The sequence below is a fragment of the Aeromonas sp. BIGb0445 genome (assembly GCF_024809075.1).
In the GTDB taxonomy this organism is placed as follows: Bacteria; Pseudomonadota; Gammaproteobacteria; order Enterobacterales; family Aeromonadaceae; genus Aeromonas; species Aeromonas rivuli.
Genome location: NZ_JANUES010000001.1, coordinates 493499 through 510236, shown reverse-complemented (window position 1 = coordinate 510236; position 16738 = coordinate 493499). Strand labels below are relative to the sequence as shown.

19 protein-coding genes are annotated in these 16738 nt (G+C 61.1%); all 19 read right to left on the bottom strand.

Annotated features, from left to right (window positions below):
- Positions 1–15: 15 nt before the first annotated feature.
- Positions 16–1281, bottom strand: a complete 1266-nt coding sequence (gene ccmI, locus M2367_RS02360; protein ID WP_259235645.1) for a c-type cytochrome biogenesis protein CcmI — start codon at positions 1279–1281, stop codon at positions 16–18.
- A complete protein-coding gene (locus M2367_RS02355; RefSeq protein WP_224433019.1) occupies positions 1278–1757 on the bottom strand; it encodes a cytochrome c-type biogenesis protein in 480 nt (159 codons plus the stop codon). Before M2367_RS02355 ends, ccmI begins: the two co-directional genes overlap by 4 nt.
- Positions 1757–2287 carry a DsbE family thiol:disulfide interchange protein gene (locus tag M2367_RS02350; protein WP_042039487.1) on the bottom strand — a complete coding sequence of 177 codons (531 nt, stop codon included), beginning with the start codon at positions 2285–2287 and terminating at the stop codon, positions 1757–1759. The genes M2367_RS02355 and M2367_RS02350 overlap by 1 nt, the downstream gene beginning before the upstream one ends.
- On the bottom strand, positions 2284–4239 hold the full coding sequence (locus tag M2367_RS02345) for a heme lyase CcmF/NrfE family subunit (RefSeq protein WP_224430889.1): 1956 nt from the start codon (positions 4237–4239) through the stop codon (positions 2284–2286). The genes M2367_RS02350 and M2367_RS02345 overlap by 4 nt, the downstream gene beginning before the upstream one ends.
- A gap of 221 nt (positions 4240–4460) precedes the next feature.
- Positions 4461–4955 carry a cytochrome c maturation protein CcmE gene (ccmE, locus tag M2367_RS02340; RefSeq protein WP_042041241.1) on the bottom strand — a complete coding sequence of 165 codons (495 nt, stop codon included), beginning with the start codon at positions 4953–4955 and terminating at the stop codon, positions 4461–4463.
- A 46-nt stretch (positions 4956–5001) separates the two neighbouring features.
- Positions 5002–5208, bottom strand: coding sequence for a heme exporter protein CcmD (gene ccmD, locus M2367_RS02335; protein ID WP_042041240.1), 207 nt, complete (start codon positions 5206–5208; stop codon positions 5002–5004).
- 1 nt (position 5209) lies between these two features.
- A complete protein-coding gene (locus M2367_RS02330; protein ID WP_042041238.1) occupies positions 5210–5950 on the bottom strand; it encodes a heme ABC transporter permease in 741 nt (246 codons plus the stop codon).
- A gap of 228 nt (positions 5951–6178) precedes the next feature.
- Positions 6179–6847, bottom strand: coding sequence for a heme exporter protein CcmB (gene ccmB, locus M2367_RS02325; protein ID WP_259235644.1), 669 nt, complete (start codon positions 6845–6847; stop codon positions 6179–6181).
- On the bottom strand, positions 6841–7485 hold the full coding sequence (gene ccmA / locus M2367_RS02320) for a cytochrome c biogenesis heme-transporting ATPase CcmA (protein ID WP_259235643.1): 645 nt from the start codon (positions 7483–7485) through the stop codon (positions 6841–6843). The genes ccmB and ccmA overlap by 7 nt, the downstream gene beginning before the upstream one ends.
- Positions 7486–7723: 238 nt before the next feature.
- Positions 7724–8110 (bottom strand): DUF2802 domain-containing protein, encoded by a 387-nt coding sequence (locus M2367_RS02315; protein ID WP_224433020.1) that lies wholly within the window; start codon positions 8108–8110, stop codon positions 7724–7726.
- Positions 8111–8190: 80 nt separating this feature from the next.
- Positions 8191–8679 carry a chemotaxis protein CheW gene (locus M2367_RS02310; RefSeq protein WP_005907442.1) on the bottom strand — a complete coding sequence of 163 codons (489 nt, stop codon included), beginning with the start codon at positions 8677–8679 and terminating at the stop codon, positions 8191–8193.
- A gap of 51 nt (positions 8680–8730) precedes the next feature.
- Entirely contained in the window at positions 8731–9615 is an 885-nt protein-coding gene (locus tag M2367_RS02305; protein ID WP_259235642.1) for a chemotaxis protein CheW, read from the bottom strand.
- Entirely contained in the window at positions 9612–10406 is a 795-nt protein-coding gene (locus M2367_RS02300; RefSeq protein ID WP_042043829.1) for a ParA family protein, read from the bottom strand. The genes M2367_RS02305 and M2367_RS02300 overlap by 4 nt, the downstream gene beginning before the upstream one ends.
- Positions 10407–10410: 4 nt before the next feature.
- Positions 10411–11328, bottom strand: coding sequence for a flagellar motor protein MotB (locus M2367_RS02295; RefSeq protein WP_259235641.1), 918 nt, complete (start codon positions 11326–11328; stop codon positions 10411–10413).
- 2 nt (positions 11329–11330) lie between these two features.
- Positions 11331–12068, bottom strand: coding sequence for a flagellar motor protein (locus M2367_RS02290; protein WP_259235640.1), 738 nt, complete (start codon positions 12066–12068; stop codon positions 11331–11333).
- Positions 12069–13193 (bottom strand): chemotaxis response regulator protein-glutamate methylesterase, encoded by a 1125-nt coding sequence (locus M2367_RS02285; RefSeq protein ID WP_259235639.1) that lies wholly within the window; start codon positions 13191–13193, stop codon positions 12069–12071.
- A 32-nt stretch (positions 13194–13225) separates the two neighbouring features.
- On the bottom strand, positions 13226–15397 hold the full coding sequence (locus M2367_RS02280; RefSeq protein WP_259235638.1) for a chemotaxis protein CheA: 2172 nt from the start codon (positions 15395–15397) through the stop codon (positions 13226–13228).
- A 130-nt stretch (positions 15398–15527) separates the two neighbouring features.
- Entirely contained in the window at positions 15528–16268 is a 741-nt protein-coding gene (locus M2367_RS02275; protein WP_224430896.1) for a protein phosphatase CheZ, read from the bottom strand.
- A 10-nt stretch (positions 16269–16278) separates the two neighbouring features.
- Positions 16279–16662, bottom strand: a complete 384-nt coding sequence (cheY, locus tag M2367_RS02270; RefSeq protein ID WP_005899653.1) for a chemotaxis response regulator CheY — start codon at positions 16660–16662, stop codon at positions 16279–16281.
- Positions 16663–16738: the final 76 nt, after the last annotated feature.

Sequence of the window (16738 nt, the reverse complement as noted above, 5' to 3'; positions counted from 1 at the left end):
GAGTAAAGATGACTATTAGAGGGCGCGATCGATACGGATGTCAATCGGCACTGTCGGAATTGTCGCTGTTGATACCGTTGTCGATACCCCTTCGAAGGCCCCCTCCTTGTTCATGACGTTGCCACCGGCAGAGAGCCTCGCCTTGAATTGCAGCTCGGGGTTCACTTCAAGCTTGCTGCCCTCGATCATCGCGTCCCCATCACCGAGAGAGAGGGTGACGGGCAACTTGGGATCCCGGATCCGCTTGACCGCGATTGGCATGGGCGGGCCATTGGGGACCACGGCAAACACGAAGAGGTGAGGATCATCTGGCATCTGAATACCTGGCGCCAGGGTGATGTGGATGGGGAACTCACCCGCCTTCACCGCCAGGCTAACGTCCCCTTGCGGGTCGCCACTGGCCGCACTCGGAGCAAGCTGGCCGCCACTCTTGGCCAGTTGCTGCTCCGCGTACTCGATGGAGCGCTCTATCATCTGGTAGCGGCTCGACCCTTTCTCCATCAATGGCAACATCGCCTGCCAACGGCTGAGGGCCGTCTTGAAGTCCTCTTTTTGCAGCGCCATGAAGGCATAGGTGGAGCGCGCCTCCAGATCCTGAGGATCCCTGGCGATGGCCTGCTGAAGCAGCGCGTCGGCTTTCACCTCATCCCCATTCATCATCAGCGCCTGGGCATAGGGTACCGTCACCAGGCGTTTTTCCGGTGCCATCTGGTAGGCCCGCTCGAGGGAGCCGAGCGCCGTGTCCGGATCGTTGCCATCCAGCGCCAGACGGCCGAGCAGCAGCCAGCCACGGTAATCACCCGGCTCCTCGGCCAAGCGGGTACGCAGCCCCAGCATGAACTCCTGCAGATCCTGCTCGGTCACATCGCTATCACGCTCAACCAAAATCTTGTTGCTGAGTTCAGGCAGGCGCGCATTGACCGACTGCCAATGCATCACCTCTTGCCAGGCGCCCAGCTTGGCGTAGAGCGCCAGGCTCACCACCACCAGGACCAGCACCCCCGGGATCCAGACCAGGCTGCGACCGGCACTGGCGGTCTGTTCGACATCAGGAATATCATCCAGCAGGCTACGTTGCAGCTCCACCAGAGACTCCTGCTCCTCGGCCAGAATGCCCTGATCACGCTCCTCCCCTATCTCCACGACCCGTTGGCGATAGAGCTGCTTGTTGAGCGCCGAGCGACTGATGGTTTGACGGCTCTCACCACGCAGCAACGGCAGAGCCAGGGTCAGGCTCACCAGCGCCAGCAAGGCGACGATGACAATCCAGAATGCGATCATTGTTTCTCTTCCTCTTTGAGCAGGGCAGCCAGACGGCGACTCTCCTCATCGTTCAATCCCGGCTGGAGTGCAGGCTCACTCCTTGGCCGCTTGCGGGCACGGGCCACCACGACACAGAAACCTATCACTATCACCCCGAATGGCCCCAGCCAGAGGATCAGGGTGGAGGCCATCATCGGCGGGTCGTAGAGAATGAAGTTGCCATAGCGCGCCACCATGTAATCGATGATCTCCTGCTTCTCCTTGCCCTGATGCACCATCTGGTAGGTCTTGTCACGCAAGTCCTTGGCAAGGCCGGCATTGGAGTCGGCAATGTCCTGGTTCTGACACTTGGGACAGCGCAGTTCGCGGGTCAGCTCACGAAAGGTCTGCTCCTGGGCATCGGAGTCAAAGCTGTAGACGTCGATGGCAGCCAATGCCGACCAGGAAGCGCTCAATGCCAGGGTCAGCAAGAGGGCAGAGAGAGAGCGGCGCATCATTTCATCGCCTCATAGATGGGCTTGAGGGTGGATTCCCACACCTGGGCGTTGACGTCCCCCACGTGGCGATAACGGATGATGCCCTGGGAGTCGATGAAGAAGGTCTCGGGCGCGCCATAGACGCCGAGATCCAGACCCAGCATGCCGTCGGGATCGTAGAGGCTGACCTGATAGGGATCGCCCAGCTCATCCAGCCACTTGAGGGCCTTGTCACGCTCGTCCTTGTAGTTCATGCCGACTATGGTCACCCCCTGCCCCGCCAGCTCCTTGAGGTAGGTGTGCTCGGCGTAGCAGGTCGGGCACCAGGTCGCCCAGACGTTGAGCAGCATGGGCCGTCCCTTGAACAGGCTGCTGTCATGCTGCTTGTTGAGATCGTGCAAGTCTTGCAGGGTAAAGACGGGCACCTCCTTGCCGACCATCACGGATTCCAGCTTGCGCGGGTCGGAATAGAGCCCCTTGAACAGGAACACAGCCCCCAGCAGGAAGATGATGAAGGGCAGCAGAAACAACCAGGTCTTCTTGCTCATGGTTTGGCCTCCTCTTCACGACGGCCAAAGCGATAACGCTTGTCCAGCATGGCGAGCACGCCACCGATGGCCATGAAGACGCCACCGAACCAGATCCAGCGCACGAACGGCTTGTAATAGATGCGCACGGCCCAGGCGCCATTATCGAGCGGCTCGCCCAGCGCCGCATAGAGATCCCGGGTGAAGCCGGCATCGATGGCGGCTTCCGTCATCGGCATGCGGCTGACGATGTAGTTGCGCTTCTCCGGCTTGAGCAGGGCGACCTGCTTGCCGTCACGATGCACCTCAAGCACTCCCTTGAAGCCTTCGTAGTTGGGGCCGTTCTTCTCCTTGATGCCGGTGAAGACAAATTCGTAGTCGGCGAAATGCACCCTGTCGCCGGCCTGCATCCGCAAGTCCTTCTCGATGCTGTAGTTCTGGGTACAGGCGATGCCGATGATGCTGACCGCCAGCCCCACATGACCGAAGATCATGGCCCAGTGGCTGTTGCCAAGCCGGCGAACGCCGACACCGAAGCTGTGCTTGTGGGTGGCACGCACCCAGGTCTCCTGGATGCTGGTGATGATGATCCAGGCGCCAAGACCTATGCCAAGGGCCGCCCAGGGTTTGAACTCCTCGGCAAAGAACCAGGGCAGCAGCAGGGCGGCAGCCAGGCTCAATGCCAGGGCGAGGATCACCTTGCCCTTGAGCTCGCCCACCGCCTGGCGGCGCCAGCGGAACAGCGGGCCGACCCCCAGCAGGGCGGCGAAGGGGATGATGAGCCAGCTGTAGATATGGTTGAAGAAGGGAGTACCGATGGAGATGCTCCCCAGGCCCAGCTCCTTGTGCACCAGGGGCAGCAGGGTACCGAGCAGCACGGTCAGCAATCCGGCCATCAGCAGAATGTTGTTGCCAAGCAGCAGAGTCTCGCGACTCCAGAACTCATGCTTGCCATGGCTCTTCACCTGGGAACCCTTGAAGGCAAACAGCAGCAGGGAGCTGCCGATCACCGCCAGCAGGAAGCCGAGAATGAAGAGGCCACGGGTCGGATCCGAGGCGAACGCATGCACCGAGACCAGCACGCCGGAACGCACCAGGAAGGTACCCAGCAGACTCAAAGAGAAGGCCGACAGCGCCAGCAGCACTGTCCAGGCCTTGAAGGTGGCGCGCTTCTCGCTGACCGCGAGCGAATGCAGCAGGGCAGTGCCCGCCAGCCAGGGCATGAAGGAGGCATTTTCCACCGGATCCCAGAACCACCAGCCACCCCAACCGAGTTCGTAATAGGCCCACCAGGAGCCCAGCACGATTCCGAGCGTCAGGAAGACCCAGGCCGCCATGGTCCAGGGGCGGGACCAGCGCGCCCAGGTGGCGTCCAGACGCCCCGTCATCAGGGAGGCGATGGCAAAGGCAAAGGCCACCGAGAAGCCCACATAGCCCATATAGAGCATGGGAGGATGGAAGATGAGACCCGGATCTTGCAACAGGGGGTTGAGATCGCGGCCATCCACCGGGAAGAACGGCAGGGTGCGGGTGAAAGGATCCGAGGTGAACAGCACGAAGGCGGTGAAGCCGACGGCAATCAGGCCCAGCACCCCCAGCACCCGCGCCACCGCATCGAGCGGCAGGCTACGGCTGAACAAGGCCACGGCCGCGGTCCAGCCTCCCAGGGTCAGCACCCAGAGCAGCAAGGAGCCCTCATGGGCGCCCCACACCGCCGATATCCGGTACTGCAGCGGCAACAGGCTGTTGGAGTTGGTCGCTACATATTGCACCGTGAAGTCGTTGTCGATAAAGGCCCAGGTCAGGCAGAGGAACGACAGCAACAGCAGCAGGAACTGGGCATAGGCCAGCGGGCGGGCGGCTTGCATCATGCCAATCCGCCCCCACTTGGCGCCGAGCAGCGGGTAGCTGCCGAGCAGCAAGGAGGTGGCAAAAGCCAGGATCAGGGCGAACTGACCAAGTTCCGGGATCATAATTGGCATCCTTTCATATCCGAGGCATCACTCATCAGGCCAGTGATCAAGGTAAACCGACCAAGTTCCGGGATCATAGTTGGCATCCTTTCATATCCGAGGCATCACTCATCAGGCCAGTGAGCAAGGTAAACCGGCCAAGTTCCGGGATCATAATGGGCATCCTTTCAGAGTCGAAAAGCGGGAGACTAGCGTCGAAAGTTCAAGCAAGTGGCAGCCCATCATGGCTTGCCCCCCTGAAGCTGCGCCTCTGTGTAATCCGGTTTGTAGTGCTTCATCCCCTTGAGGGCGTCGGCCACTTCCGGCGGCATATAGTTCTCATCGTGCTTGGCGAGCACCTCGAAGGCGGTCACGGTGCGGGCATCCTTGAGGTTGCCCTGAGCCACTATGCCCTGCCCCTCGCGAAACAGATCCGGCAGTATGCCGTCATAGGTGACGGTGACCCGCTCGCCGCTGGCATCGATCAGATCGAAATTAACCAGCAGGCTATGACTGTCACGCTTGACCGAACCCGGCACCACCATGCCGCCGATGCGAAGGCGTTGGCCCTCCTCGGGCTTGATCTTGTCCGGGCCCTTGCCCAGCACCAGCTCACCCGGGGTGTAGAAGAGATCGATATTCTGACTGAGGGCATAGAGCACCAGGCCAATCACGGCGGCAACCCCTGTGCTGATGGCCAATATGATGGTCAGACGCTTCTTGCGGCGCGGGTTCATAACAGAGTCTCCATCGAGAGAGTGCCGGATGAGGGAACGAGAGGGATCACAGGGTGTTCTCCATCTGTTGGGCCGCCAGGCGGCGCGACTCGCGGGCCTGCTTGTTGCGCAGATCGCGAAGCAGGCTGCGGCGTTTGAGGCGGGTGCTCACTATGATACCGACCAGACAGAGCCAGGAGAGACCAAACGACAGCCACACATAAAAGCCGTACCCTCCCATGGCCAGAAAATCGCCCAAAGACGAGAAGTGCATGTTATCTCTCCTGCTCGGCCAGGGCCTTGACCCAGGGTCTGTGCCACTCGCGCATGATCAGCTCATTGCGAAAACGCATCAGGGTAAGGGCGCCGAGGAAGGTGGCGAAGGCCACTATCATCACCAGCAGCGGCCACAGCATGCTGGGGGCAATGGAGGGCTTGGCAAACTTGGTGATGCTGGCCCCCTGATGCAGGGTGTTCCACCACTCCACCGAGTAGTGAATGATGGGCAGATTGATGACGCCAACCAGGGCCAGGATACCGGCGGCGCGACCGGCCACCACCTTGTCGCTGAAGGCGTTGTAGAGGGCGATGACCCCGAGATAGAGGAACAATAGAATGAGTTCCGAGGTGAGCCGGGCATCCCATACCCACCAGGCCCCCCACATCGGCTTGCCCCAGGCGGCGCCGGTAAAGAGGGCGATAAAGGTGAACACGGCGCCTACCGGGGCGATGGCGGCCACCGTCATGTCGGCCATGCGCAGTTGCCACACCATGCCGATGAAGGCGGCGATGGCCATGGTGGAGTAAGCCCCCATGGAGAGGATGGCGGCGGGCACGTGGAGATAGATGATCCGGAAGGAGTCACCCTGCTGATAGTCGGCGGGGGCGAAGGCCAGCCCCCAGACGGTGCCTATGATGAAGGCGAGCAGACTGATCACCGCAAACCAGGGCAATAACCGACCGGCCAGCCGATAGGCTTGCTCCGGTTTGGCATAGGGATGCAACCATTTCCACATAGCTCACAAAACCTTTCTGTTATTAATATCGTTGGCGCCGCCTACCTTACTCACTGCCTCCGGCGTGCAAATACCCCGAAAGAAATAAGCGGCGCTCTCCTTGATCCATCGCAACCTATTTGCCAACAAATGACAACGGCGAGCCAAGCGAGCGGGCGCATTATGCCCAGCTAATGCTAACCCAGAGTGAACGAAGTCAGCAGCGGAGTAATTATTCAATGAAATCCGTCAGTTCACACTCACCCTCAGGGACGCCGAGACCGCGAACGGCGTCATGATCAGGGCGCCTACCAACATGGCCCCCAGCATGGCAAGCTGGCCGCTGTAGGGCAGACCCAAGCCAGCCGCCTCTATGGCCGAGGTGGCGAAGATCAGTACCGGGATATAGAGCGGCAGAATAAGCAGGCTGAGCAGCACGCCGCCCTTGCGCAGGGCCACGGTCAGCGCCACCCCGACGGCGCCAAGCAGGCTGAGAATGGGGGTGCCAAGGGCCAAGGTCGCCGCCATGGCGAGCCAGGTATTGATGTCCAGGGAGAGCAGCACCGCAATGAGCGGCGAGATGAGCAGCAGCGGCAAACCGGTCAGCAGCCAATGCGCCGTCACCTTGGCCAGGGCCAACAACCCGAGGGGATGGGGCATCAACATCATCTGCTCCAGGGCGCCATCGGCAAAATCATCCCGAAACAGCCGCTCAAGGGAGAGCATGGCCGCCAGCAGCGCCGCCACCCAGATGATACCGGGGGCAATGCGGGCCAACAGCTGGGGCTCGGGGCCTATGCCCAGCGGGAACAGGGTGATGACGATGAGGAAGAACCAGAGCGGGTTGAGAATATCGGCCCGCTGGCGAAAGGCCATCAGCAGCTCACGATGGATCAGGGTCAGCACGGCGCTCAGCATGGAACCTCCAAGGGGCCTGGCGCGAGGGAAAGCGTCTTGAGTCGGCCCTGCATCAGGCTCATCTCCTGATGGGTGGTGAGGATCACGATGCCACCCCGCTCCCCATGGCGCAGCATCAACTGTTCCAGCACCTTGACCCCCTGCTTGTCGATGGCCGTAAAGGGTTCATCAAGCACCCACAATGCGGGCTTGTCGCAGAGCCAGAGCCGGGCCAGGGCGACACGCCGCTGCTGCCCCGCCGAGAGCTGGGCACTGGGATAATCCTCAAAACCGGCCAGGCCAACCTGGGCCAGGATCTGCCAGGGATCGACCTTTGCGGCACTGCCTTGATGCAGTTTTTGATAGAAGCTGAGGTTCTCGAGGGGAGTCAGCCCCCCCTTGACGCCCGGCTGATGGCCGAGATACAGCAGGTTGGCATGATACTCATCGCGGCAGTGACAGATGTTTTCACCCTGCCAGCGCACCTCACCGGCAAAGGGCTGGGAGAGCCCGGTGATCAGGCGCAGCAAGCTGGTCTTGCCCACCCCGTTGGGGCCCTCGATCTGGAGCAGATCGCCGGGGGAGACGGAGAAAGAGAGATGCTCAAACAGGGTGCGATCTTCACGCACGCAGCTCAGATTGTGAACGTCAAGCAGCATGGGGACGGGTTCAGATGAAAAGTAGCGGCCTGCATCTTAACACAGTATTGGAATGGGTCTTTTCAAAGATAGAAACCGGGCACCGGTTTTGTGGGAGAGATCCCGCCGACGCCTGCGTCGCAGGCCGGGGTTGCGCCAGGAGGGCAACTCGCTCACAGGGATCTGGAGTCGGAGTGGCGATCCTCTGCCTTAGGGCAGGCAAGATAAGACAACGGGAAGGCCGCAGCCTTCCCGTGGGTCATGAACGACCCTTGCGCAGCGAGATCAACAACTCGGCTTCGGCCTTGGGCAACTCACACTCGTTCATCACCTCGTCCAGGTCGGCACCCAGCTCCACCATCTTGGCGGCGCGGCTGTAGAGCCTGCGATCCGGATCCTGCAGGGTCAGCTCCTGCTGGCGATCGCCCAGTTGCTGGGCCTGGGCCTCAACCCCTTGCAGGCGCTGGCCCATGCCGATGGCACCGGTGTGCAGCTCCATCATCTGCTTGCGCAGGCTCTCGAGCTGGCCTTGCAGGGCCGTCGCCTTCGCCTCGGACTCCTGCCCGGCGCGCCGAGCCTGGCGCCATCCGGCCAGGGCAACAGCCAACGCCAGCAGGGACAACCCCAAGGCAATCGCTTCAAGTATCAATTCATCTTCCTCATCTGCTCACGCCGGGCCAACGCCCAAGGAGCGGCGACAACCGGCATCATCCATTGGCCGCAGCCTTAGAGGGAGCCGATATCGTCCCACTCTTCGTCTGACAGCAACTTGTTGAGATCGACCAGGATCAGCAGTTGGCCATCGCGATTGCTGACCCCCTGAATGAACTTGGCGCTCTCCTCGGTTCCCACGGCAGGTGCCGCGTCTATCTCGGAGGAACGAAGGTAAACCACCTCGGCCACGCTGTCGACCATGATGCCGATCACCTGCTTCTCCGCCTCTATGATGACGATGCGGGAATTCTCGCTCACTTCACCACCGGGCAGACCGAAACGGGAGCGGGTGTCGATGACGGTGACCACGTTGCCACGCAGGTTGATGATGCCGAGCACGTAGTCAGGGGCACCGGGCACAGGGGCAATCTCGGTGTAGCGCAACACCTCCTGCACCTGCATCACATTGATGCCATAAGTCTCGTTTTCGAGCTGGAAGGTGACCCATTGCAGCACTTCGTCTTCCGCCAGATTCTGGGCAATATTGCGCTTTTGTGTCATGTCTTGTTCCTTGTATGAAAACATCTCGTTCCGGCCAAAGCCGGGTAGCGATCAGTGCCCGGTAATATTGACGCCCCGCGCCAGCAGAACCAGCAACTCCCTGACGTGCAGCAGGGCGCACATTTTCTCTTTGACCATGCCGGCGAGCCAGGGGCGTTTGCCCTCCTGATGGCGCCACTTGACCTGATCCCGACGCAGCAGCTCGGTCCCCCTCAAGTGGTGGCAAGCAAGTCCCCAATTGGACTCGCCCAGCATGATCAAATAGTGGTAATCAGCGACCTCGAGCTCCTTCTCCGGCATCACCCAGAGCGCGGTATCGACCACACTCATCTGTTGCTCACGCTGGGTCATGATGCCACGGTACCACTTCGGTTGGCCGAACAACGCGCTCACCTCTCCCAGCTGATGAATGCCTCCCAGCTCCATCAGCGGCACGGCGAAGGTCACGCCGGCCACCTCGAAGAAGAGCGCCTGAAACTCGTTGCCCATCTCGATATTCTGCCAGGGCTCGGCCTCTGATGGCTGGATCTCGGCCAGCTCGGTGGCCGTCTCGATCTGCACAGCCTCTACCGGCAAGGCGACAGGGGCAGGCGCGTACTGAGGTTGCGCTTCGACCAGCAGCGCCTCGGTGGCGACCGGCAGCACCTCAGCCTCGGGCAAGGCCTCAACCTGGCTCGCCAGGGCGAAGGGTTCAACCGCAGTCTCCTGGCTCAGGGTCTCCATCTCGACCTGCACCTTGCTCACCTGGGCCAGCAGGGAGCTCAGCTGAGCCAGACGTTCATCCTCCACCTCCACATAGGGGGCGCGATAGGCTTGGGTTGCCACCCGGGACTGGGGGGCCAGCTCGGGCGGGAGCTCCTCCTCCAGCAGGAGGTCATCAATTAGCAGCGAATGGAAGTAGTCATCCATCGCCCGGGTCTGGGTGACCTCGCTCATACCACCACCTCCTGCACCCGTTTGCGCTCTAGGGCATCCAGGTGCGTCAATAACGTTTGATAGGCATAGCTGCCCCGGCTGGCGGGGGCAAAAATCGAGGGCGGCATGTGCTCCAGGCTGGCATCCCTGAACTTGGTGTCGATGGGGATCACCGCATTCCACACCGCCTCGCCATACTGCGCCTTGATCGACTGCAAGGTCAGCAGGGAGGCCCGGGTGCGCTTGTCGAACATGGTCGGGATCACGGTAAAGCGGAACTTGTCTCGCTTGGAACGCTGCATGATCTCGAAGGTCTTCATCATCCGCTCCAGCCCCTTCAAGGCCAGAAACTCGGTCTGCACCGGCACCAGAATGCGATCGCAGGCCGCTAGGGCGTTGACCATCATGACCCCGAGCACGGGAGGGCAGTCGATCAACACATAGTCATAACTGTCCTGAATGCGCAGCAGCGCCCGTTTGAGCACCAACCCCATCCCTTCCCGGTTGCCCATGACCCTGTCCAGGGTCGCCAGGGTGATGGAGGCCGGCAGCAGGCTGATGTTGTCAAACCGCGTCTTGAGGGTCACCTTGTTGACCAGCTCGCTGCTGGGTTTGACCGCCTGGAACAGCTCATAAAGCGTGCCATCGAGCCGGTCGGAGTCGTAGCCGAAATAGGAGGTCAGAGAGGCATGGGGATCGGTATCGATCAATAGCACCCGCTGCCCCTTCTGGGCGAGGATCCCGGCCAGTGAGACGACTGTGGTGGTTTTACCTACCCCACCCTTTTGATTGGCAACCGCCCAGACAATCACAGTGTTAATCCTGTCTTGTGGTAATTCGTATGCCGCCGCCCGGTAAGGCAATGACTCTAATGGCTTGTGCATCGGCCTTGGGAGCAGTTTGCTCGACCTGGGCCACCTGAACTGTCGGTGCTGTCGGCGCTGCCGGTGCTACCCAGCGCAGGCGAGAGATGGCGACCACGACCTGACGATTCTTCGCCCTGCCCCCTTCGGTCTCATTGCTGGCGAAGGGTGAGAACTCCCCGTAGGCCTCGAACGCGAGTCGCTGTGGCGCAATGCCCTGACCGATGAGGGTGGTGAGCACCGCCTCGGCCCTGGCCGCAGAGAGCGCCCAGTTGGAGCTAAAAATCTCATTGTGGATCTGCTGGTTATCGGTATAGCCCCGAATCCTCACATAGTTATCGACCGGTTTGAGAATACTTGAGAGGCTATTGAGCAGTGGCGATGCATTCGGGCCCATAAAGGCGCTGCCGCTCGAAAAAAGCAGGGCCGAATCGAGGGCAATGTTGAGCCACTCCTTGTCCTGCTGGATATCGACCAGACCGGCCTCGAGCAGGGGGGCCATCGCCTTGCGCAGCTCGGCATCCAGGGTGGGAAGCGGTTCTCCCTGCTGGGTCATGGGTACCCCGGAGATGGGGGCCAGGGCAATTGCCTGCACCTGCGAGGGGGCGGATATTATCTTGTCTGGCGCAGAGCCCGGGGGCACGATGGCGGGTCCCTCCCGCTCCAGCAACCCCTCTCCGTGCAGAGGGCGCGCCTCGAAGGCCTGGGTCACGCCTTCGATCACCGCCCGAAACTTCTCCTTGTCGACCATGGCCACCGAATAGAGCACCACGAACAGGGCGAAGATCAGGGTCATGTAATCGGCGTAGGAGACCAGCCAGCGATCCAACTGCTCATGGCCCCGCAGGTGAAGACGATAGCGCTTGCGCATGTTCACTCCCCCTTGAGGTAGACCCTGAGCCGGCGCTCCAGCTGCAGGCCGTTCTCGCCATGGGCGATGGCCAGCAGCCCCTCCAGGGTCATCTCCTGATAGAGGCCGTAGTGGTAGTGGAAGGCACGCAGCCGGTTGGCCAGGGGCAAATAGACGAGGTTGGCAAAGCCGACCCCATAGATAGTCGCCACGAAGGCCACGGCAATACCGGCGCCAAGCGCCGCCGGGTCTTCCAGGTGAAACATGGCCTGGATAAGCCCCAGCACGGCACCAATGATGCCGATGGTCGGGCTATAGCCGCCCATGGATTCAAACACCCGGGCCGCATGCTCATTGCGCTCCTGGCTGATATCGATGTCGGCCTCGAGCAGCTGACGCATCTGTTCGACCGATACCCCGTCCACCAGCATGGTGAGCCCCTGATGGGTGAAGGGATCTTCTTCACCCTCGGCCGCCTCTTCCAGGGCCAGCAACCCCTGCTGGCGGGCAAACAGGGCCCAGCGCTTGAGTCGTTCACTCTGCTGGGCGAGGTCCCAGGCGGGCGGGTTCAGCACCCAGCCAAGCTGGGCAAAGGCTTGCAGCAAATACTGGCGCGGGGTCTGCAGTATGACGGCGCCCAGGGTGCCGCCCACCACGATCAGAAAAGCGGGGCCGTCGAGCAGGGTCAGCAGGCTGCCACCGTGCCACCATTGGGCTATGGCAATGGCCGCCAGCGCCAGCACTAACCCAAGCAGCGCCATTTAGCGGCCCAGCTCGACCAGGATGCGCTGGGCGACCCTGTCCAGGGGCAGGGATTCGGAAGCGATCCCCGCCTTGGCGACCGCTTGCGGCATGCCGTAGACGACGCAAGATGCCTCGTCCTGAGCCCAGATGGTGGCACCCTGCTCCTTGAGCAGACGCGCGCCATCCCGGCCATCGGCACCCATGCCGGTCAGCACTATGGCCAGCACCTTGTCCCCATACGTCTTAGCAGCGGAGGCGAAAGTGATGTCGACGCAAGGTTTGTAATTGACCTTGTCATTGCCCTCTATGATGCGCAGCCGGGCACCGGTGCCACGCCCCTCGAGCAGCATCTGTTTACCCCCCGGCGCCAGATAGGCATGACCAGGCTTGAGCACATCGCCATCCTGCGCCTCTTTCACCCCTATCTGACACAGGCCATTGAGGCGAGCGGCAAAGGCGGCGGTGAAGGTGGCCGGCATGTGCTGGATAAGCAGGATCGGATGGGGAAAATCCAGCGGCAGTTTGGTCAGCACATTCTGCAAGGCGACCGGGCCGCCCGTCGAGGTGCCGATGGCCACCAGCTGATAACTCTTGCCGCTGCGCTTGAAGCTGGCGGCGGGCGCGGTGCGCTCAGTGCCCAGCGCGCGCTCGGCCAACCCTGGGCGCTCCCGCAGGGGGGACGTGCCCAGCGCCGGTCTGGCCGCAGGTGCCGCCACCGGTTGCGGGCGGGCCGACATCATGAAGCGCTTGCGCGAGATCTCTTTGACCCTCTGCTGCAGCAGGCGTACCGCTTCATCCTTGTCGCGGGCGATGTCTTCAAACTTTTTGGGCAGAAAATCCAGGGCCCCGGCATCCAGGGCGTCCAGGGTGGAGCGAGCCCCCTCATGGGTCAGGGAGGAGAACATCAGTATGGGGGTGGGGCACTTGGCCATGATTTCACGCACCGCACTGATGCCATCAAGCACCGGCATCTCTATGTCCATGGTGATGACATCGGGGCGCAGGGCGATGGCCTTGTCCACTGCCTCACGGCCATTTTGGGCCGTGTCTATCACGGTCAGCTGGGGATCCTGATTGATGATCTCGCTGACCCTGCGGCGAAAGAAGCTCGAGTCGTCGACGACTAATACCTTGACTGCCATTGTTATTTTTCTAACTCCTTGGACCCGAAGGATTATTGTCTACGCGCATAGGCCTTGAGCAGACTGGGAACATCGAGAATAAGCGCAATGCCGCCATCGCTGGTGATGGTCGCGCCCGCCATGCCCGGGGTGCCTTGCAGCAGAGTGTCCAGCGGCTTGATCACCACCTCTTCCTGCCCGATGAGATTGTCGACCACGAAGCCGACCTGCTGGGTACCAATCTGCACGATCACCACGTGCCCCGTCTCCTGGTTGCCATGACGATTGCCGCCACGGATCAACCACTTGCGCAGATAGAAGAGCGGGATTGCCTTGTCGCGCACTATGATGGTCAGCTGGCCATCCACCACATTGGCCTTCTTCAGATCCAGGTGGAAGATCTCGTTGACGCAGCCCAGTGGCAACGCAAACGTCTGCTCCCCCACCTCGACCATCAGGGTCGGCAATATTGCCAGGGTGAGCGGCACCTTGATCTCGAGACGGGTGCCCTTGCCGAAGGTAGAGTCGATGTGCACCGAGCCGTTCAGGCTCACTATGCTGGTCTTGACCACGTCCATGCCGACCCCACGACCCGAGATGTCGGAGATCTCCGACTTGGTGGAGAAGCCGGGGGCGAAGATCAGGTTGTACGCATCGGTATCGCTCATGCGAGCCGCGCTGTCGGCGTCGAGCACCCCACGGCTGATGGCGATGGACTTGAGCTTTTCGGGATCCATACCGGCACCGTCATCTTCGATGCAGAGCAAGATATGGTCCCCCTGCTGGGAGGCACTCAGGGTAATGGTACCCTGGCGGGGCTTACCCGCCTGCTCCCGCACGTCCGGCATCTCGACACCATGGTCACAGGAGTTGCGCACCAGGTGAACCAGCGGGTCGGCCAGGGCCTCCACCAGGTTTTTATCAAGGTCGGTCTCTTCCCCGACCATGATGAGTTCAATCTCTTTTTTCAGGCTGCGGGCCAAGTCGCGCACCACCCGCGGGAAGCGGCCAAACACCTTCTTGATTGGCTGCATGCGGGTCTTCATCACCGCCCCTTGCAGATCCGCGGTGACCACATCCAGGTTGGCAACCGCCTTGGACATCTCTTCGTCATTGCTGTTGATGCCAAGGCTCACCAGGCGGTTACGCACCAACACCAGCTCGCCCACCATGTTCATGATGACATCCAGGGTCTTGGTATCGACCCGCACCGTGCTGTCGTTTTGTACCCCATTGCTCTCGGGAGCCGCAGGCTTGGCCGGGGCCTTGGGGGCTGCGGTGACGGGCGCAGGTGCGGCGCTGTTGCCCACTGCCGCGTTAGGGGCAAGTGGAGTCGCGGCCTTGGCCACGACGGGGGCTGGCGGAGTTGCTGGCACCACTGGTGTGCTGGGTGTGGCAGCCACTGGCGCGGCCGATTTCATGGTGACGGCAGGGCCCTGACCACGGCCATGGAGCTCATCGAGCAGGCGTTCGAACTCGTCGTCATCGATCAGGGCATCCACTTCGCTCTGTACCGATTGCAACGGATTGGGGGCCGGGGCGCCCAGATGCTGGCCATGACCGTGGAGTTGATCGAGCAGGGCTTCGAATTCGTCGTCCGTGATATCACCGCTGGCGGAAGGGGCCGCGGAGGGTGCCACTGAGGGGGCAGTCTGGGCCGTCGGTGAGGCACCCGCCCCGTGCAACTCATCGAGCAGACGCTCAAACTCGTCGTCGGAGATCTCATCGATGGAACCGCCACCCTGTCCGGCCAGGAGTGGGGCCGCGTCAGGGGCAGGCTCGGGCAGGGTAACGGGTGCCGGGGCCATGGCGGCATTCAGCAGTCGCTCTTCCCCTTGCGGCTTGCACAGCTCATGGAGATTGTGCAGTAGCTCGGGGGCGGCGGCGCTGGTCGGCTCACGATTTTGCACCTGGGCGAACATGACATTGATGGCGTCGAGGGCCTGCAGGATCACGTCCATCAGCTCGGCACTGAGGGTCCGCTTGCCATTGCGCAGCATGTCGAACAGGTTCTCGGCCCCATGGCAGACATCGACCAATTCGGTCAGCGACAGGAAGCCGGCGCCCCCCTTGACGGTATGAAAACCGCGAAAGATGGCGTTGAGCAGGTTCTTGTCGTCTGGGCGCTTCTCGAGTTCGACCAGTTGTTCAGACAACTGCTCCAATATTTCGGATGCTTCGACCAGAAAGTCTTGCAGTATGTCTTCATCAACTTCGAAGGCCATTCGTCACTCCATTAGAATCCGGGGTTGAACAACAGATCGTCCACATCATCTGGCACCCGAGACAGGACAGGGGATAACCCAAGTCTCATTCGGCATCCGAGGCAGGACAGCAGACCGTCCGGCAGATCATCTAGAATCCGAGGCTGGACAGCAGATCGTCCACATCATCCTGACCGTTCACCACGTCACTTCGGGTATGAGGGTTCATGATGGGCCCTTCCGCCTCTATCCCGCTCACGGGGGGGCTGGGAGGGACAGGCTCAGTCGGTGCGTCGCCAAACATGGTCAGCATGTCGATCAATTTGGTTTCAACTTCCTGCACCAGGGTGATCACCCGCCGGATCATTTGTCCGGTCAGGTCCTGGAAATCCTGAGCCATCAGGATATCTGTCAGCAATTGTCGTAATTTATCGGCATCGGATTCCGAAGCCTTAATAAAATCATCCAGTTGATGACACAACGCCTTGAATTGGCCCAGGCTGAGCTCCCGGGACATCAGCGCCTGCCAGTTCGGCAGCACCAACTGGATATTGTCATTGAGGCGATCGGCAATGGGCAGACTGGCCTCGACGGCATCCATGGTGCGGTTGGCGGCCTTGTCGGTCATGTCGATGACATAACTGAGCCGCTCGCGCGCATCCGGGATCTCCTCATTGGCGAGGGAGGGCAGTCTGGGGTCGAGTTGGAAATCGCGCAGTGAATCGTGCAGTTGGCGAGTCAGCTGGCCAACCTTGTCAAACAGCATGGCCGCATTGGGGGCGCAGACATCGGCGAGCAGTGAGTCAGCCGACTCAAACTCCTGCTGCTCCAGATGGGTGACCAGCATTCTCGCCTGCTCGAGGGAGATCATGGCACTCGTTTTGGCCGTCATGGCGGGCCCCTTAGCCGATCCGCTCGAAGATCTTGTCGAGTTTCTCTTTGAGAGTGGCGGCGGTGAACGGCTTGACGATGTAACCGTTGACGCCGGCCTGGGCCGCTTCGATGATCTGTTCGCGCTTGGCTTCGGCGGTCACCATCAACACCGGCAGGTGCTTGAGTTTGTCGTCGAGGCGAATGGCCCTGAGCAGGTCGATGCCTTGCATGCCGGGCATGTTCCAGTCGGTGACCACAAACTGGTAGTCGCCATTCTTGAGCATGGGCAGTGCCGTATTGCCATCATCCGCTTCATGGGTGTTATTGAAGCCGAGATCGCGCAGCAAGTTCTTGATAATCCGGCGCATCGTCGAGAAGTCGTCGACGATGAGGATTTTCATGTTCTTGTCCAAATTTTCCTCCTAGAGAGCCGTCGTGGCGGCTTGCTTACATGATGCAATAGCGCAGGTTTCAGGGTGCGGATTATGC